This is a genomic window from Shimwellia pseudoproteus (genome assembly GCF_016415625.1).
In the GTDB taxonomy this organism is placed as follows: Bacteria; Pseudomonadota; Gammaproteobacteria; order Enterobacterales; family Enterobacteriaceae; genus Shimwellia; species Shimwellia pseudoproteus.
Genome location: NZ_WBXP01000032.1, coordinates 1 through 17,748, shown reverse-complemented (window position 1 = coordinate 17,748; position 17,748 = coordinate 1). Strand labels below are relative to the sequence as shown.

Genomic DNA, 17,748 nt, shown 5'->3' with positions numbered 1-17,748 from the left:
TTTACTGGTATTGTTGCGGCCGGTAGCGGCATTAAATGTCATTACCGGTTATTGTCGCGGGATTATTATCTGACAGCAGCGGATGTTGTGGTCATGGCGCAGCATGTGGGCGCTGAACCGTGCATGTCATGCGGCGGTTGGTATGGTTAATATAAATAATGTAGTGCCCGGACTCCCCGCGGGGTAGTCCGGGTTATCAGGGGCAGGAAGATGTTGGAAAAACTCTCAGGGCTTATTTGTGTGGCGCTCTGTTTTATTATTATGGGCGCCAGTTACCCTGTTGCAAAAGAAGCAATGGATTCGATACCAACCTGGACTTTTGCATTTATTACGCTGGTTATCGGGTTTATTTTCCTGCTGCCGCTGACAATTATTAAAGAGAAAACCAACTGGCGGCGTATCAGCCTGCGGGACTGGTTAATTGTCAGTATTCTGTCGTTCCTCGGGGCGGTGCTGTACACCGTCTTTTTGCTCTATGGGCTGGCCTCTACCACGGCGCTGACCGCCTCGGTGATTACCAGTGCCGCACCGGCTGCGGTGCTGGTGATTGCGGTGGTGTTCCTCGGGGATAAGCTGCGGCTCAATGCGGCGGTGTCGGTGGTTCTGGCGGTGATAAGCGTGGTGATTATGACCCTGCAACCCGCGCAACCGGGGGGGCATAATACCACCGGCGGATTGATCTTCCTGATGCTGTCGACCCTGGTGAACGCGCTGAACCTGGTGATAGCCAATAAAATCCACGCCAGCCTGAAACCGCTGACTATGTCTGCCGGGGTGTGCCTGACCGGGGCCATATTTAGCCTGCCGCTGGCGTTGCATGAATGGCAAACCTACCATTTGTCCAGCATTACCCACGGCGAAATCGGCATTATGATCTACTACGGTGTGGTTGTCTGGGCGCTGACCTATATCCTGTTTTTTATGGGGGTCCACAAAATATCTGCCGCCTCCGTCGGGATGTGCGTGGCGTTAATCCCCGTGGCGGCCATGCTGAGTGGCGCGCTGTTCTTCGGGGAGAGTATTAAATTGCGGGACGCCGTCGCGACGCTGATTATTGTGCTGTCGATTATTTTTTCAGAGCTGGATTTAGGGGCGATGCTGAATAAAAAACGCCGCCATAGGTCGGCGTAGCCCCCCGACAAGGCAGGAATGCGGCGCTCTACTCAGGGCTATTTGATACAGGAGAAATGGTATGAGCACGCTGTTTACCCCCATCCGGCTTGGTGGCCTGGCGCTGGACAACCGCATTGTGATTGCCCCGATGTGCCAGTATTCCGCTGAACAGGGCAAGGCCACCTCCTGGCACCGGATCCATCTGGGCAATCTGGCGCTATCCGGTGCCGGACTGGTGATTATTGAAGCCACGGCGGTGGAGCCCCAGGGGCGGATTAGCCCTTTTGACCTCGGGTTATGGGATGATGCCACCGGGCAGGCGCTGGGGACCGTTATCAACGATATCCGGGCCTGGTCACCGGCGGCAGTCGGTATTCAACTGGCCCACGCGGGCCGTAAAGCCTCGACGGCGGCGCCGTGGCAGGGCGGGCGACATCTGGACCCGGCCCAGGGAGGATGGCAGACCGTGGCCCCTTCCGCGCTGCCGTTCCATGAAGGCGACCCGGCACCGGCGGCGTTAACCCTCGCGCGCATTGATGAAATCAAGCGGGAGTTTGTTGCCGGCGCCCGGCGGGCCCACCAGTTGGGTATTGATTTAATTGAGATTCACGCGGCCCACGGCTATCTGCTGCACCAGTTTTTGTCACCGCTGGCTAACCAGCGGGACGATGAGTATGGCGGCAGCCTGGAAAACCGCATGCGGCTGCGGCGCTGGGGGATAAAATCCCGGTGGCGGAGCAGTATCTGCGCTGTGAGCCCCATGAGGTAAAAGGGCTGTTTAAGCCGTATCGCTGAGTGCGGCTGTTCCCGGGCAGCGCGCGTGTTCGCCGCTGCCGGGGACGCTCAATCCGATTTGTGGAGTTCGTTCCTTGCTGCAATGGCAAGAAAGGCGCTGCGGCTGCCGTACTCTGGTTTGTGCTTAACCGTTGAATCAATGCGCTCAAGAAGACGATGGGGAAGGGTTATGTTGATGCGTTCAGCGCGGCCGTCGAACTTATCCATGTTGACGTCAACGTATAACCAGCGGCCACCGCTATAAGTGCCCGGCTCATTCACAACATGCTCTTCCATAGGGTGAGCCCCGGGAATAGGCAGATCCTTTTCACTCAGCAACTCAAAGTGTGCATCTATGGCGCTGCGGGCATCGGCAAATGCGGCTTCCATATCGTCGCCGGCGAACAGGCATCCCGGGACGTCAGGAAACCAGCCACTGGCGGTACCATCTTTATCAACCTCAACGAATGCGGGATATAACATATCTACTCCTGTGTGAAAAATGCCGGTGCATCTTTCTGATCATTTTAGCTTCGCATTCTTCAGGATCTGACGGAGCGTTCCTGGCTTCACGTCTTTTCTGGGATGCGGAACAGTAATGACAATAGCGAAATCGGGGTGGGAGAACTGATGATGGCTGCCTTTGATGCGCGCCAGGATCCAGCCATTTTTCTCCAGTAGTGATATCAGTTCCGAGCTCTTCAGGCTCCCTCCTGGTCGCTATCCGTTAGTTAATTTATACACACTGTACACACTAACAGCAAGCCATCATATGGTATGAATACTATTTTTTTAGTCGCCGCCATAATGTGGTGCGGCTGATCCCCAGATGCTGTGCCGCGGCGCTGCGATCGCCGCCGTAGCGCGCCAGTACTTCCTGTAGCGAGGGGGCCGGCAGCGCGGGCGCTTCGTCGTTTACCGTGAACAGCTCCGGTACCAGAAGACGCAGATCGGCGTGATCCTTCACCATAGCGCTGCTGAGCAGCAACGCCAGCCGCTCAGTAATATTGCGTAACTCACGGATATTGCCCGGCCAGGCGTAACGCTGCAACAGGGGAATACAGCGGGACATCTGCTGGTGTAATGGCTCGTTGAGCGGTATGTTCAGCGCCGCCAGCGCCTGAGTCAGATAACGCCAGGCCAGCATACTGATATCGTCCCCGCGTTCGCGCAGGGCGGGCAACCGCAGGCGCAGTGCGCTCAGCCGGTAAAACAGATCGGCCCGGAAGTGCCCGCGGGCAATCGCCTGGCTCAGATCGCAGTGGGTGGCGCTGATCACCCGAAATTCCACCGCCACCGGCTGCTGGCCACCCACCCGGGTCACGCGTTTCTCTTCCAGCACCCGCAGTAACCGGGTTTGCAGATGAAGCGGCATTTCCCCAATCTCGTCGAGGAACAGCGTCCCGCCCTGGGCGGTTTCCAGCAGCCCGCTGCGGCCACCGCGCCGTGAGCCGGTAAAGGCTCCTTCCTCATAACCGAACGGTTCCGCTTCCAGCAGGGACTCAGCAATAGCGCCGCAGTTAATTGCCACAAATGGCGGGTGCGGCCGCCTGCTGTGACCGCCGCGGTGGGCAAAATATTCCTGATGCAGCGCCTGGGCGGCCAGCTCTTTACCGGTGCCGGTTTCACCTTCGATTAACACGGCCGCCGGGGAGCGGGCATACAGCATGATCGTGCGCCGCAGCTGGGCTACCGGGGGGCACTCGCCCAACAGATCCTCCAGCCCGTAACGCGGGCGCAGGGTGTCGCGGTGTAACGGATGATCCCGGCGCGTTGCCCCCGCCGCCAGCGCCAGACGGGTAACATCCAGCGCATCGCTGAAGGCGTCGCGCACCGTGGTGGCAGAGTAGATAAATATCGCCGCCAGCCCGGCTTCTTCGGCCAGTTCAGTGATAAGGCCTGCCCCCACCACCACCTTAATACCGGCGGCTTTAAGCTCGCTAATCTGGGCGCGGGCGTCTTCTTCGGTGACATAACTGCGCTGTTCCAGCGGTAGCTGGAAGGCGTGCTGAAATTCCTGTAGCGCCGGGAGCGGGGTTTTGTAGGTCACCAGGCCAATCCTGTCCGCCACCCGGCGGGCTTTACCCAGCGCCTGTAACAGATCAAACCCGCCCGGGCGGATCAGGATAACCGGTACGGACAGGCGGCTTTTCAGATAAGCACCGTTTGAGCCCGCCGCGATTATCGCGTCACAGTGTTCGGTGGCGAGTTTTTTGCGGATGTACTGCACGGCTTTTTCGAAACCGAGCTGGATCGGCGTAATAGTGGCGAGGTGATCAAATTCGAGGCTGACATCCCGGAACAGGTCAAACAACCGGGTGACGGAAACGGTCCAGATCACCGGTTTGGCGGTGGCAGAGGCTGGCGGGGAGAAGGTGCCGGTCATTATCGCGTAACTCAGGGGGAAGTGGTTTTATTGTTGTAATTGTGTTTCATAAATGTTTCAAGTAACGCCGTTGAAACGGTGCGTGAAACGTTAACTGGCGCACATCGCTGCCGCTCTGGGGTGGATACATTCAGTTTATAAGATTGATTTTATTGGTTTTTTTAAATTATGAAGTTGCTGGTGATGGCCGGGGGATTTTCTGGCACAGCCTTTGCTACCTATTGCGCTATGGAATCATTACGCAATAACCAGAGAGGTAACCCATGACCAGTCAGTCACCGGGGCGGGCATTCCGCCAGGCGCTGAGTAAAGAGACGCCGCTGCAAATTGCCGGAACCATTAATGCCAACCATGCACTGTTGGCCCAGCGGGCCGGTTTCCAGGCGATTTATCTGTCTGGCGGCGGTGTGGCCGCAGGCTCCCTCGGCCTGCCGGATTTAGGGATAACCACCCTCGACGATGTGCTGACCGATATCCGGCGTATTACCGATGTGTGCCCGCTGCCGCTGCTGGTGGATGTCGACAGCGGGTTTGGCTCCTCGGCATTTAATGTGGCGCGCACCGTGAAATCGGTGATAAAAGCCGGAGCCGGTGGCCTGCATATTGAAGATCAGGTGGGGGCCAAGCGCTGTGGGCACCGGCCCAATAAAGCCATTGTCTCCACCGCTGAAATGGTGGACCGCATCAAAGCCGCTGTGGATGCCCGCACCGATCCGGACTTTGTGATCATGGCCCGCACTGACGCGCTGGCGGTGGAAGGGCTGGAGGCCGCCATTGAGCGCGCCCGGGCGTATATCGCCGCCGGTGCCGACATGTTGTTCCCGGAAGCCATCACCGAGCTGGGGATGTATCGCCAGTTTGCCGATGCGGTACCGGTCCCGATCCTCGCCAACATTACCGAGTTTGGCGCCACGCCGTTATTTACCACCGACGAGCTGCGCAGCGCCCACGTGGCGATGGCGCTGTACCCGCTGTCGGCATTTCGCGCCATGAACCGCGCCGCCGAGCAGGTGTTTAACGTGCTGCGCCAGGCGGGGACCCAGCAAAGCGTTATCGACATAATGCAGACCCGCAACGAGCTGTACGAGAGCATTAACTACTACCAGTTTGAAGAGAAGCTGGATGCGCTGTTTGCCACCGGTAAGCGCGGCCAGTAGCGCCAGTTTGTCCGTATCCGGTTTTCCCCTACACCACACAATAACAACGAGGCCAGTATGAGCGAAACGACCATTTTGCAGAACACGAGCGCCAGTAAACCGAAAAAATCCGTTGCCCTGTCCGGGGTTGCCGCCGGGAATACCGCCCTGTGCTCGGTGGGCCGGAGCGGTAACGACTTACACTATCGCGGCTACGATATTCATGATCTCGCCCGGCATTGTGAATTTGAAGAGGTCGCCTACCTGCTGATCCACGGCAAACTGCCTAACCGCGATGAATTACACGCCTATAAAATGCGCCTGAAAGCGCTGCGCGGGCTGCCGGCTAACGTGCGTACGGTGCTTGAGTCCCTGCCGGCGGCCTCCCACCCGATGGATGTGATGCGCACCGGGGTATCGGCGCTGGGCTGTACCTTGCCGGAAAAAGAGGGCCATACCGTCTCCGGCGCCCGGGACATTGCCGATAAGCTGCTGGCTTCCCTGGGGTCTATCCTGCTGTACTGGTACCACTACAGCCATAACGGCGAACGTATCCAGCCAGAAACCGATGACGACGCCATTGGCGGCCACTTTTTGCATCTGCTGCACGGCCACCGCCCGGCCACCGGCCAGGTGCAGGCCATGCATGCCTCCCTGATCCTCTACGCCGAACATGAATTTAACGCCTCGACCTTTACCGGCCGGGTGATTGCCGGAACCGGCTCGGATATCTACTCCGCCATTATTGGTGCGATTGGCGCCCTGCGCGGGCCAAAACACGGAGGGGCGAATGAAGTGTCGCTGGAGATCCAGCAGCGCTATGAGACCCCCGATGAAGCAGAGCACGATATTCGCCGTCGCATTGACAATAAAGAGGTGATTATCGGTTTTGGTCACCCGGTATATACCCTTTCCGATCCGCGCCATCAGGTGATTAAAACCATCGCCCGGCAGCTCTCCCTGGAGGCGGGCTCGATGAAGATGTATGACATTGCTGACCGGCTGGAGTCCGTGATGTGGGAAACCAAAAAAATGTTCCCCAATCTCGATTGGTTCTCTGCGGTGTCTTACAACATGCTGGGGGTGCCCACCGCGATGTTTACCCCGCTGTTTGTGATGGCCAGGGTAGCTGGCTGGTCTGCCCATATCATTGAGCAGCGCCTGGATAACAAAATTATTCGTCCGTCGGCCAATTACACCGGGCCCGATGAGCGGCCATTCGTGACGCTGGAGCAGCGCCCATAACAAAGAATAAGTGGCGCTGGAGCAGCGCCTGGAACCGGTGAATACCGGCTTCTCACTGAATATAACCATAACGGGAAAACAACATGTCTCAAGCGATCTCTACCCAGCGCGCGCCCTTCGATCGGGAAATTGTCGATATTGTCGATTACGTCATGAATTACCGCATTGACTCTGATGTGGCCTACAACACCGCCCATTATTGCCTGCTGGACACCCTGGGCTGCGGGCTGGAAGCGCTGGAGTATCCGGCCTGTAAAAAACTGCTCGGGCCGATTGTGCCGGGGACCGTGGTACCCAATGGCGCCCGGGTACCGGGCACGCAGTTCCAGCTCGATCCGGTACAGGCGGCATTTAATATTGGCGCCATTATCCGCTGGCTGGATTTTAACGATACCTGGCTGGCGGCGGAGTGGGGCCATCCCTCTGATAACCTCGGCGGCATCCTCGCGGTGGCGGACTGGTTATCCCGTAATGCGGTGGCCAGCGGTAAACCGCCACTGACCATGGGCCAGGTGCTGACCGGGATGATCAAAGCCCATGAAATCCAGGGCTGTATCGCCCTTGAGAACGCCTTTAACCGGGTAGGGCTGGACCATGTATTACTGGTGAAAGTTGCCTCCACCGCAGTGGTGGCCGGGATGCTGGGCCTGACCCGGGATGAGATCCTCAATGCCGTCTCTCTGGCCTGGGTGGATGGCCAGTCCCTGCGCACCTATCGCCACGCGCCCAATACCGGCACCCGTAAATCCTGGGCGGCGGGGGATGCCACCTCCCGGGCGGTGCGCCTGGCGCTGATGGCGCGCACCGGGGAGATGGGCTATCCCTCGGCCCTGACCGCCAAAACCTGGGGTTTTTATGATGTTTCCTTTAACGGCGAGCGGTTCCGTTTCCAGCGCCCTTACGGCGCTTATGTGATGGAAAACGTGCTGTTTAAAATCTCTTTCCCGGCGGAGTTTCACTCCCAGACGGCGGTAGAAGCGGCCATGACGCTGCACCGGCAGATGCAGGCCGCCGGTAAGACCGCCGCAGATATCGCAAAAGTGACTATCCGCACCCACGAGGCCTGTATCCGCATTATTGATAAACACGGCCCGCTGAATAACCCGGCGGATCGCGACCACTGTATCCAGTATATGGTGGCGGTGCCGCTGCTGTTTGGCCGCCTCACTGCGGCAGACTATGAAGATAATATCGCCAGTGATCCGCGTATCGACGCCCTGCGGGATAAAACCACCTGCCACGAAGACCCTATGTTTACCCGGGATTATCATGACCCGCAGAAACGCTCTATCGCCAATGCCATCACCCTGGTGTTTAACGACGGCAGCCGCTTTGACGAAGTGGTGGTGGAGTACCCCATCGGCCACGCCCGCCGCCGGGATGAGGGGATCCCATTACTGATTGAGAAATTCACCACGAACCTGGCGCGCCAGTTCCCGGCCCGCCAGCAGCAGCGCATTCTGGAAGTCTCCCTGGACAGGCAGCGCCTGGAGCAGATGCCGGTAAACGAATACCTCGACCTGTACGTTATCTGACGCAGGCGGGGGCAGATCTGACGGTGTTATCAAGGAGATCCCATGTCTTATGCAGCGTTTTACCAGCGTTCCATTGATGATCCTGAAGGATTCTGGGGGGAGCAGGCCAGCCGCCTGGCGTGGCAGACCCCGCCCAGTCAGGTGCTTGACTATAGCAACCCGCCGTTTGCCCGCTGGTTCGGCGGCGGCACCACTAACCTATGTTATAACGCCGTTGACCGCTGGCTGACGAGCCAGCCAGAGGCCCTGGCGCTGATTGCCGTCTCGGCGGAGACCGGTGAAGAGCGGGCTTTTAGCTTCCGGGAGCTGCATCGGGAGGTGAACCGCACTGCCGCGATGTTGCAGGCCCTTGGGGTTGGCTGCGGCGATCGGGTGCTGGTTTATATGCCGATGATTGCCGAGGCGCATATCACCCTGCTGGCCTGTGCCCGCATTGGCGCCATCCACTCAGTGGTGTTTGGGGGTTTTGCTTCCCACAGCCTGGCGGCGCGTATTGATGATGCCCGGCCGGTGTTGATAGTCTCGGCGGACGCGGGCTCCCGGGCGGGGAAAGTGATCCCTTATAAAAAGTTGCTGGATGATGCCATTAGCCTGAGCCATAACCCGCCGCGCCACGTGCTGCTGGTAGATCGTGGCCTGGCGCGGATGGCGCAGGTCCCCGGGCGCGATGTGGATTATGCCCATTTGCGGGAGCAGCACCTTGAGGCTGAAGTGCCGGTGGTGTGGCTGGCATCCAGCGCGACCTCCTGTATTTTGTACACCTCTGGCACTACCGGTAAGCCCAAAGGGGTGCAGCGCGATGTCGGGGGCTATGGGGTGGCGCTGGCCACCACCATGGCGACCATTTTTGGTGGCCAGCCGGGCGGCGTTTTTTTCTGTACCTCGGATATTGGCTGGGTGGTGGGGCATTCGTACATTGTTTATGCGCCGCTGCTGGCCGGGATGGCAACGGTGGTGTTCGAAGGGACACCCACCTGGCCGGACTGCGGTATCTGGTGGCAGATTGTCGAGAAATACCGGGTCAGCCAGATGTTTTCCGCCCCGACGGCAATCCGGGTGCTGAAAAAATTCCCCACGGCGCAGATCCGCAACCACGATATCGCTTCCCTGCAGGCCCTGTACCTGGCGGGGGAGCCCCTGGATGAACCCACTGCCCGGTGGGTCACGGATACCCTGGGGATTCCGGTTATCGATAACTACTGGCAGACCGAGTCCGGCTGGCCCATTATGGCCCTTGCCCGGGCGCTGGATGACCGGCCGGGGCGGCTGGGTAGCCCCGGGGTGCCGGTGTTTGGTTATCACGTCCAGTTGCTTAATGAAAATACCGGCCAACCCTGCGGGGCCAATGAAAAGGGCATGGTGGTTATTGAAGGCCCGCTGCCGCCGGGCTGTATTCAGACCATCTGGGGGGACGACGCGCGTTTTGTACAAACTTACTGGTCGCTGTTCGACCGCCCGGTATATGCCACGTTCGACTGGGGGATCCGGGATGAAGACGGTTATTACTTTATCCTCGGGCGCACCGACGATGTGATTAATGTCGCCGGGCACCGGCTGGGAACCCGGGAGATTGAGGAGAGCATCGCCGGCCACGGTAATGTGGCGGAGGTGGCGGTGGTTGGCGTGAAAGATGCGCTGAAGGGCCAGGTGGCGGTGGCGTTTGTGATCCCCAAACAGGGGGACAGCCTGCTGTTGCAGGAGGTGGCCCGGGAGGAGGAGCAGGCCATCCAGCACCGGGTAGACCATCAGCTCGGCCATTTTGGCCGTCCGGCGCGGATTTATTTTGTCTCCCAGTTGCCCAAGACCCGCTCCGGCAAGATGCTGCGCCGGGCGATGCAGGCCATCTGTGAAGGCCGTGATCCTGGGGATTTGACCACCATTGACGATCCCGGGGCGTTACAGGAGATCCAGCGGGTGCTGGGATCGTAGCGGGCTACCCGTGAACTGATATCTGGCGATATGTCAGGCTACTGCCCGGTATGGTCAGTAGCCTGGTTGCTGTTCTGGCTGCCCTTGCGGTACTGAAGCGGGGTCTGGCCCATCATTTTGCGAAAGCAGGTAATAAAGTATGTCACCTCGCTAAACCCTACCTTGACGGCAATATCATCAACACTCCCGGCGGTGTGGCGTAGCAGCTCACAGCTGCGCTTTATTCTGCGGGTCAGCAAATATTCATGGATGCTGCCGCCGGTCTGCTGGCGGAAGATCCTAGAAGTGTAGCTGCGCGACAGGCCGAGGTCGCAGGCCAGGGCCGCCAGCGAAAACTTATGCTGATAGCTGGCCTCCACCCAGCCCATGATCCGCGCCGCGGCGGTCTGCTGGCGGGGCATGGTGTGCTGTGGCTGCCCGGGCAGCACCCCCATTATCTGCATCAGCAGGAAGGCCACTTCACTGGCCGGCACCGGCCCCTGGCTGTCCAGCGCGGCAAATTGCGCCAGGATCCGCTCCATAAACGGCCCCTGGGTGCTGAGATCGTAAATCTGGGCAGGGACGTTACTGGCGGACAGCGCGGCAAACTGCGCCTGATGGCGGGGGAAGCCGTTCAGGGCGCTCTCCACCGCCGATTGCTCAATATGCATGGTGGTGCGGTGGTAGGGATTTTTTTCATGGTGATCGACCTGGACTTTATGCAGGCGGAAGGGTGGGAAAATAAACAGCCTGCCGGGCCGGGCGGTGTAGTGCTGATTATCCACCACCACAATGCCGTAGCCGCTGGAGATATAGAGTAATTCAACGCACTGGTGCCAGTGGTAGTAAACCGCGCTGGTGGTGCGCATCCGGTTAAATGAGATGGGCCGCTTATCCAGGGTGATTCGTTCAAGTAATTGGGGTGCGCTCATTTTCACTCCAGGGCAATGGATTTAAATTTTTACGCCATCATTTGCAATTTATTCCCTTCTCTGTGGCAAAAACAGCATGAAAATGAAATGGCGGTTTAAATATGTGAACCTGCTCACTCAGCCCGCGGAATAAAAGCGGCTACTCTGTATCCCGGTAGAACATGCATTAGCGTTATAAAACCTAAATAACAATAACTTAAATAATTCTCGTGTCATAACGGGAGGACCTCGTGCAACCTGAAAATATTGATTTGGCAAATCCGCTACGCACCCGGAACGATATTCAGCAGCTGGTCAGCGAACTGCTGAATGCCGTTACGCCGTATTTTAAAAATGAGACCAGCCGTGTCGATCTGGCTAACTTTACGGCCCATTACGGGCAGCATGTGGCGGGTATAGAAGCATTTTCCCGGCTATTGTGGGGGGCAACCCCCTTGCTGGCGGGCGGGTGTGAGCCACCGCAGTTTGCGTTTTATTTACAGGCGATAAAAAACGGCACTGATCCACAGCACCCGGATTACTGGGGGCCGGCAGGCCCTTATGATCAGCGGATTGTGGAGATGGCCGCCTATGGTTTGTTGCTGGCCCTGGCGGGGGATACGGTGCTGGCCCACTTTACGGCGCGTGAAAAAGCCAACCTCCGGGACTGGCTGGCCCAGAGCGAACACCAGGCAATACCGGACAATAACTGGCATTTCTTTCCTATCCTGGTCCAGGTTGGGTTTTCTTACTGCGGCATGGCGGTTGATAGCGACGTGCTGGAGACGCATTTTGCCGCCATGGAGTGCTATTACCTCGGGGATGGCTGGTATTCCGACGGCCCGGATCGCCCCCGGGACTATTACATTTCGATGGGGTTCCATTTCTACGGGCTGATTTACGCCCAGTTAATGGCGGATATCGATCCGCTGCGTTGCGCCGAATTACGCCGCCGCGCCCGGCGTTTCGCTGAGGATTTTATCTACTTCTTTGCCGATGACGGTGCCGCTATCCCGTTTGGCCGCAGCCTGACCTACCGCTTTGCCGAGGCGGCATTCTGGAGTGCCGCGGCCTTTGCCCGGCTGGACGTATTCTCGCCGGGGGTCATCAAAGGGATCGTGCTGCGCCATCTGCGCTGGTGGCTGAAACAGCCAATGTTTGATAGGGACGGGGTGCTGAGCGTGGGGTACAGCTACCCGAATCTGGTGATGGCGGAGGATTATAATGCGCCGGGCTCCCCCTACTGGGGATTAAAGACCATGCTGGTGCTGGCGCTGGGGGAGGATGACCCCTTCTGGCAGGCCACTGAGCAAGCGCTGCCACCGCTGGCGGCCCGCCATAGCATCCCCCGGGCGGATCAGCTCGTGGTGCGCCAGCCAGGCCACCTGTGGATGCTGACCGCCGGCCAGATCGAGCGCAATAACTTTGTTAATACCGAAGCGAAATACTGCAAGTTTGCCTATTCCAGCCGTTACGGTTTTACCTGTGAACGCGGGCGCTATGGCCTGGATCACAGCGCGGTGGACGCCATGCTGCTGCTGTCTGAAAAGGACAATTACTGGCGCGGGCGGCGCGATTGCGAAGCAGTAGCCACCCGGGAGGGCTTGATCTACAGCCGCTGGCGGCCGTGGCATGACGTCACCATTGATAGCTGGCTGCTGGCGCTGGGTGTGTGGCAGTTGCGGGTGCACCGGATCGATAGCGCCCGGGAGCTGGATTGCGCCGAAGGGGGATTCAGCCTGGTAAACCGTCCCCAGCCGGAAGTTTTCCAGACATCGGGGGGCTGCCGGCTGCGTAGCGCAACGGATATCTCCACTATCCACTGTTTAAGCCCGCAACTGAGGCAGGGGGCGCTGGTGCTGACACCGCCAAACAGCAACCTGCTCTATGCCGAGAGGGCGGCGGTGCCGGTGTTGCGCGGGGCGTTATCCCGCGGGCAGCACCTGCTGATCACGGCGGTCTGGGCCGGTGATGCGGCAGACTTTATCCCCGAAAGTTGCCCACAGGTTGCTATTGACGGTGACCAGTTGCGCATTGTGGCGGCAGAGGCGTCTCTCAGCCTGGCGTTGATCCCGGAGATACCATTATGAGTACATCATCCGCTGTACGTGGCGCGCAGTTGAAAATGAGCAGTTTTATTTTCCTCTATTTCTTTACCTGGTCCTCCAGCTTTGGGCTGTATGCCTTGTGGCTCAGCCAGAAAGTGGGGCTCGACAGCATGACCATTGGCAGTGTGTTTGCCATTAACGGGGTCTTTGCGGTGGTCCTGAAGCCGGTATATGGCTACATCATGGACAAAATCGGGATGAGCAAATGGCTGCTCTATTTTGTCTGTGTGATATCCGCCCTGATGGCGCCGTTCTTTGTCATCGTCTATCAGCCTTTGCTGCAAAGCCATACCACGCTGGGGATCATTGCCGGTGCGCTCTATTTGAGCCTCGGCTGGTATGCCGGGGTGGCGGCGTCCGAGTCCTATACCGACCGTTTCAGCCGCCTGTATGGCCTGGAGTTTGGCCGTATCCGGATGTGGGGCTCCCTCGGCTGGGCGATGGCGGCGTCGGTATCTGGCCTGCTGTTTAATTTCACCCCGCTGGCTAACTTCCTGCTCAGTAGCGGCACGTCAGTAGTGATGTTGCTGGTGTTGATCAGCCTGAAGATCGGCACCGGGCAGCTGAGGGATAACAACGTCCTCAGCGAAAGCAAAATTGTGTTTGCTGATGTGATAGCCCTGTTGAAAAACCGCAAGTTCTGGATGTTCAGCCTGTATGTGGCCGGGGTGGCGTGGATGATGTTTATCGCGGAGCAGCAGTTCCCGCGTTATTTCGTGTCGTTCTTCGCCACCCGGGAGCAGGGCAATGCCTGGTATGGCTACCTGAGCACCGTACAGTCCGGCATGGAATTTATGATGATGATGGTGATTCCGTGGCTGGTTAACCGCTATGGCGCTAAACGCGGCCTGCTGATGTGCGGCTGTGTGGTGGGGGCCAGGCTGCTGGCCTGCGGGCTGACCAGCGATCCGCTGATGATCTCCATTATCAAGCCGTTCTATGGTGTTGAAATCGCGCTGCTGCTGATCTCGGTATTCAAATATATCGCCGAGCATTTCGATAAGCGGGTCAATGCCACCATGTATCTGCTGGGCTACCAGGCGATGATTTATGTGGGCTCCATCGTGGTTGCCCCACCGGCGGGCTACCTCTACGACAAGATAGGCTTTGCGCATACCTACCTGCTGATGGGCTGCTGCGCCTTGCTGTTCACCGTGCTCTCTGCTTTTACGCTGTCGCGTTGCCGCTCAACCTATGATGCGCAGCGTTCCCTTTCCCCGGTGCTGGATACCACGCCAGCAGAACCGGCTAAACCATAATTCAGGAGTTGTTATGACCCGTGCTGTTATTACCGAAGCCTTGCGTCCGGTTGAACTGTACCAGACTGACCGGCTGGCTCTGCGCCAAAAACTTGACCACGCGCTGACGCGAGTAACCCGCAAACTGGACCGCAATATTGACGCTTTTGGCGATAAATTCCCCGGTGAAGCCTGTGAGAATGGGGTCTGGCCGCGTACTGAGAATGTGGAATGGACCACAAGTTTCTGGCCCGGTCAGTTATGGCTGGCCTGGGAGATGACCGGTGACGATAAATACCGGGCCGCCGCCGAGCGCTACCTGCCGTCTTTCGCGCAGCGTATTGAGCAGCGGATCGATACTGCCACCCATGACCTTGGATTTCTGTATACCTTGTCTTGTGTCAGCGCCTGGCGGCTCACCGGGAACCAGGCCGCCCGGGCCACCGCGCTCCAGGCGGCGGATCAACTGATGGAGCGCTTTAATCCGGTTGCCGGTATTATCCAGGCCTGGGGGGATTTGCAGGACCCGGAACAGCAGGGGCGGATGATTATCGACTGCAATATGAATTTGCCGCTGCTTTACTGGGCCAGTGAACAGACGGGTAACCCGCGCTACGCCCGGGCGGCGACCGCTCACGCTCGGCAGGCGGCCAAATATATCGTCCGTGAGGATGCCTCTACCTACCATACCTATTATATGGATGTTGTCAGCGGCGAACCGCGTTTTGGCAACACCCACCAGGGGTATAGCGATACCTCATGCTGGTCCCGGGGCCAGGCCTGGGGCATTTACGGCTTCCTGCTCAGTTACCAGTACACCGGTGACAGCAGCATGGTGGCGCTGTCGCGCAGCCTGGCGCATTACTTCCTCAACCGGCTGCCGGAAGATGACGTTTGCCACTGGGATCTGGCGCTGCTGGGTAGCGACGCGCCCCGGGACAGCTCGGCGGCAGCCATTGCCGCCTGTGGCCTGCTGGAGCTGGTAAAAGCGCTGCCGACCCTTGATCCGCACCGGGCCCATTATGAGGAGATGGCGTTGCGTATTGTCGGCTCCCTGACCGACAACTATCTGGCCTGCGACAGTGACCCTACCGAGGGGCTGCTGAAGCACTCGGTTTACCATATGGCCAGCGGTAAAGGGGTCGATCAGTGCTGTAGTTGGGGGGACTATTTTTATCTGGAGGCGCTGGCCCGCCTGCGCCAGGTCTGGTACCCCTACTGGTGATGCGCCGCAAGGAGGCGATGATGAAAACCGCAGCTGTGCTATTGGCCCCGGGGTTTGAGGAGGGGGAAGCCATCGTGGTGATTGATATTTTACGGCGGCTCGATATTCAGGTGCAGACCGTGGCCTGTGCCGATAACCGGACGGTGGTCAGTTATCACGGCATTCCGCTGGTGGCCGATATGCTGCTCAGTGAATGCGGGGCGACCCTGTTTGATGCGCTTATTTTACCCGGCGGGCCGGAAGGTAGCCTGAATCTGGCGCAACATGCCGGGGTTATCGGGATGATTGGCCGCCATGATAACGCGGGGCGCTATATCTGCCCGCTGTGTTCTGCCGCCGCCCGGGTTTTAGGCGGCAACCGGCTGCTGAAGGGGCGGCGCTATGTATGCTCCAGGGCGTTATGGCAGCAGGTGAGCGATGGGGTCTATGTGGATGCCGATGTGGTGGAGGACGGTAATCTGATTAGCGGCCGGGGGTTGGGTAAGGTGTTTGATTTTGCCCTGACGGTGGCCGCGCGTTTACGGGGGGACGAGGCCCCGGTGCGTGACCATGCGCAACATATCTATTATCCGTGGCCCGGGTAAGCAAATAAGTGGCAATACCGGCCTTCATGCTCTGGTGTGGGGGCCGTTTTTTTTAGTGCTGCCTGGGCGTGATGCTGAATAAAGGGCGCAGATTGACAGCGGGCCAGGCAATATGGTTGTATTATGCAACCATATTACTTAGGTCATCGTCATGAACACTGAATCATCCATGGTTAAACAGATCCGTGTAGCATCGCGTTTGATGGTGCGGGAGCTGGGTTTTATGAACCAGACCCTGGCGACAACGGATTATTCGCCGTCTGCCGTGCATACGTTGCTCGAAGTGGAAAGACAGGGGGCGATGACTGCCGCCCAACTGGTTCAGATTTTAGGCCTTGAGAAATCCAGCGTTAGCCGCATGCTGGCAAAGCTTATTGACGCCGGAGAAGTCGCCGAGATCCCTTCCCCGGAAGATGCCAGAACAAAACGGCTGGCGCTTAGCGAAAAAGGGAAGGCGACGGTGCGGGCGATTAATAAATACAGTAACGAGCGCGTTGCCGCCGCGCTAAACAAGCTCGACCCGTTTAGGCAACACGCGGTTTCCCTGGGGCTGACGTCTTATGCCAGCGCGCTGCAAGCCTGCCGGGAGAATAGCGACCTTACTGCGCAGAGCGGGTGTGATATCGTCACGGGGTATCGCCCCGGTATGATTGGCCGTATCGCCGAGATGCACGGCAACTATTATGCCAGGGAGCATCATTTTGGCAGCTTTTTTGAAGGTAAGGTGGCTGCCGGTCTGGCGGAGTTTGCCGGCCGGCTGGATAAACCGTGTAACCAGATTTGGTTAGCGATGGCCAACGATCGTATTGTCGGCGCTGTTGCCATTGATGGCGAGGACCTGGGAAATAACGACGCGCATCTGCGCTGGTTTATTCTCGATGACGGGTGCCGGGGGAGCGGGGTGGGCAGAAAGCTAATTGCGCAGGCCATGCACTTTTGCGATGCCCGGGAGTTCTCTGCCGTTCAGTTATGGACATTTAATAAGCTGACGGCGGCAAGACGGCTGTATGAATCATTCGGTTTTGCGTTGTCGAAAGAGTGGCAAGGGGACCAGTGGGGCAGCACGATGACCGAGCAGCAGTTCACCCGCAGGCGGGGTTAACCAGCCAGCTTATATGGGGAAGGGGCAGCGTATATAGGCGGAAATATTCTGCGGCGTACTTATTTTTGACTGTGCTGTGACGAGAGTAAGTTGAAACGCTGTTAAATAAAAAATCCACGCAATCGCGTGGATTTTATGATTTTTTAAGATTCTTATGAGATTCGTTAAAACCTCATGAGATAACAAATTTTATTTAGACTGGACTGACCCCACCCGGGTAGACGATCCTGCCCTATAGTTGGACTGACCCCACCCGGGTAGACGATCCTGCCCTATAGTTGGACTGACCCCACCCGGGTAGACGATCCTGCCCTATAGTTTGGACTGACCCCACCCGGGTAGACGATCCTGCCCTATAGTTTGAGCATAGGGGGAGCATATGGGCACACCACGATTTACACCTGAATTTAAGGAAGAGGCCGTCCGTCAGATAACGGAACGCGGTTATTCCGTTGCCGAAGTATCTGACCGTCTGGGCGTTTC

The 17,748-nt window shown here is 58.1% G+C and carries 15 protein-coding genes and 1 pseudogene; 12 read left to right on the top strand and 4 right to left on the bottom strand.

Annotated elements, in window-relative coordinates; all coding sequences use genetic code 11:
• Nucleotides 1–210 precede the first annotated feature (210 nt).
• Together F9C28_RS13850 and F9C28_RS13845 are read left to right on the top strand one after the other, a co-directional pair.
• Entirely contained in the window at nucleotides 211–1,131 is a 921-nt protein-coding gene (locus F9C28_RS13850; protein ID WP_199015951.1) for a DMT family transporter, read from the top strand.
• Nucleotides 1,132–1,192: 61 nt separating this feature from the next.
• Nucleotides 1,193–1,816 (top strand): annotated as a pseudogene (locus F9C28_RS13845) (oxidoreductase); the annotation flags it as partial.
• Nucleotides 1,817–1,956: 140 nt separating this feature from the next.
• Here F9C28_RS13845 and F9C28_RS13840 read toward each other — a convergent pair.
• The 3 genes from F9C28_RS13840 to prpR all read right to left on the bottom strand — a co-directional run bounded on the left by F9C28_RS13840 (nucleotide 1,957) and on the right by prpR (nucleotide 4,273).
• Nucleotides 1,957–2,370, bottom strand: coding sequence for a type II toxin-antitoxin system HicB family antitoxin (locus F9C28_RS13840; RefSeq protein WP_199015949.1), 414 nt, complete (start codon nucleotides 2,368–2,370; stop codon nucleotides 1,957–1,959).
• Nucleotides 2,371–2,409: 39 nt separating this feature from the next.
• Nucleotides 2,410–2,592, bottom strand: a complete 183-nt coding sequence (locus tag F9C28_RS13835) for a type II toxin-antitoxin system HicA family toxin (RefSeq protein WP_199015970.1) — start codon at nucleotides 2,590–2,592, stop codon at nucleotides 2,410–2,412.
• A gap of 79 nt (nucleotides 2,593–2,671) precedes the next feature.
• Nucleotides 2,672–4,273, bottom strand: a complete 1,602-nt coding sequence (gene prpR, locus F9C28_RS13830; RefSeq protein WP_199015948.1) for a propionate catabolism operon regulatory protein PrpR — start codon at nucleotides 4,271–4,273, stop codon at nucleotides 2,672–2,674.
• Between the two features lie 263 nt (nucleotides 4,274–4,536).
• On the opposite strand from prpR, the gene prpB reads away from it, so the two are divergent.
• The 4 genes from prpB to prpE all read left to right on the top strand — a co-directional run bounded on the left by prpB (nucleotide 4,537) and on the right by prpE (nucleotide 10,118).
• Nucleotides 4,537–5,430: a methylisocitrate lyase gene (gene prpB, locus F9C28_RS13825; protein WP_199015947.1), complete on the top strand. Its 894-nt coding sequence runs from the start codon at nucleotides 4,537–4,539 to the stop codon at nucleotides 5,428–5,430.
• A gap of 57 nt (nucleotides 5,431–5,487) precedes the next feature.
• Entirely contained in the window at nucleotides 5,488–6,654 is a 1,167-nt protein-coding gene (gene prpC, locus F9C28_RS13820) for a bifunctional 2-methylcitrate synthase/citrate synthase (RefSeq protein ID WP_199015946.1), read from the top strand.
• An 83-nt stretch (nucleotides 6,655–6,737) separates the two neighbouring features.
• Nucleotides 6,738–8,189, top strand: coding sequence for a bifunctional 2-methylcitrate dehydratase/aconitate hydratase (locus F9C28_RS13815; RefSeq protein ID WP_199015945.1), 1,452 nt, complete (start codon nucleotides 6,738–6,740; stop codon nucleotides 8,187–8,189).
• Nucleotides 8,190–8,231: 42 nt separating this feature from the next.
• A complete protein-coding gene (prpE, locus tag F9C28_RS13810) occupies nucleotides 8,232–10,118 on the top strand; it encodes a propionate--CoA ligase (protein ID WP_199015944.1) in 1,887 nt (628 codons plus the stop codon).
• A gap of 38 nt (nucleotides 10,119–10,156) precedes the next feature.
• On the opposite strand, the gene F9C28_RS13805 is transcribed toward prpE, so the two are convergent.
• The gene (locus F9C28_RS13805; RefSeq protein ID WP_199015943.1) at nucleotides 10,157–11,029 is read right to left on the bottom strand and encodes an AraC family transcriptional regulator; all 873 of its coding nucleotides are present in this window, start codon (nucleotides 11,027–11,029) and stop codon (nucleotides 10,157–10,159) included.
• Between the two features lie 230 nt (nucleotides 11,030–11,259).
• Between F9C28_RS13805 and F9C28_RS13800 the strand changes: the two genes are divergently transcribed.
• The 6 genes from F9C28_RS13800 to F9C28_RS13775 form a co-directional block, all read left to right on the top strand.
• A complete protein-coding gene (locus F9C28_RS13800) occupies nucleotides 11,260–13,098 on the top strand; it encodes a DUF2264 domain-containing protein (protein WP_199015942.1) in 1,839 nt (612 codons plus the stop codon).
• Complete coding sequence (locus tag F9C28_RS13795) at nucleotides 13,095–14,375, top strand: oligosaccharide MFS transporter (protein WP_199015941.1); 1,281 nt, start codon at nucleotides 13,095–13,097, stop codon at nucleotides 14,373–14,375. Before F9C28_RS13800 ends, F9C28_RS13795 begins: the two co-directional genes overlap by 4 nt.
• A 13-nt stretch (nucleotides 14,376–14,388) precedes the next feature.
• Nucleotides 14,389–15,579, top strand: a complete 1,191-nt coding sequence (locus tag F9C28_RS13790; RefSeq protein ID WP_199015940.1) for a glycoside hydrolase family 88 protein — start codon at nucleotides 14,389–14,391, stop codon at nucleotides 15,577–15,579.
• Nucleotides 15,580–15,599: 20 nt separating this feature from the next.
• Nucleotides 15,600–16,163 carry a DJ-1/PfpI family protein gene (locus F9C28_RS13785; RefSeq protein ID WP_199015969.1) on the top strand — a complete coding sequence of 188 codons (564 nt, stop codon included), beginning with the start codon at nucleotides 15,600–15,602 and terminating at the stop codon, nucleotides 16,161–16,163.
• 151 nt (nucleotides 16,164–16,314) lie between these two features.
• Entirely contained in the window at nucleotides 16,315–17,265 is a 951-nt protein-coding gene (locus F9C28_RS13780; RefSeq protein ID WP_199015939.1) for a helix-turn-helix domain-containing GNAT family N-acetyltransferase, read from the top strand.
• 379 nt (nucleotides 17,266–17,644) lie between these two features.
• Nucleotides 17,645–17,748, top strand: a 104-nt coding sequence (locus F9C28_RS13775; protein WP_199015938.1) for a transposase, incomplete at its 3' end; no start/stop codon positions are given.

Coding starts and splice junctions, on each gene's coding strand:
- prpC (WP_199015946.1), top strand. CDS start 5,488: ATGAGCGAAACGACCATTTTGCAGAACACGAGCGCCAGTAAACCGAAA.
- F9C28_RS13785 (WP_199015969.1), top strand. CDS start 15,600: ATGAAAACCGCAGCTGTGCTATTGGCCCCGGGGTTTGAGGAGGGGGAA.
- F9C28_RS13790 (WP_199015940.1), top strand. CDS start 14,389: ATGACCCGTGCTGTTATTACCGAAGCCTTGCGTCCGGTTGAACTGTAC.
- F9C28_RS13780 (WP_199015939.1), top strand. CDS start 16,315: ATGAACACTGAATCATCCATGGTTAAACAGATCCGTGTAGCATCGCGT.
- F9C28_RS13795 (WP_199015941.1), top strand. CDS start 13,095: ATGAGTACATCATCCGCTGTACGTGGCGCGCAGTTGAAAATGAGCAGT.
- F9C28_RS13815 (WP_199015945.1), top strand. CDS start 6,738: ATGTCTCAAGCGATCTCTACCCAGCGCGCGCCCTTCGATCGGGAAATT.
- F9C28_RS13840 (WP_199015949.1), bottom strand. CDS start 2,370: ATGTTATATCCCGCATTCGTTGAGGTTGATAAAGATGGTACCGCCAGT.
- F9C28_RS13850 (WP_199015951.1), top strand. CDS start 211: ATGTTGGAAAAACTCTCAGGGCTTATTTGTGTGGCGCTCTGTTTTATT.
- prpR (WP_199015948.1), bottom strand. CDS start 4,273: ATGACCGGCACCTTCTCCCCGCCAGCCTCTGCCACCGCCAAACCGGTG.
- F9C28_RS13805 (WP_199015943.1), bottom strand. CDS start 11,029: ATGAGCGCACCCCAATTACTTGAACGAATCACCCTGGATAAGCGGCCC.
- prpB (WP_199015947.1), top strand. CDS start 4,537: ATGACCAGTCAGTCACCGGGGCGGGCATTCCGCCAGGCGCTGAGTAAA.
- prpE (WP_199015944.1), top strand. CDS start 8,232: ATGTCTTATGCAGCGTTTTACCAGCGTTCCATTGATGATCCTGAAGGA.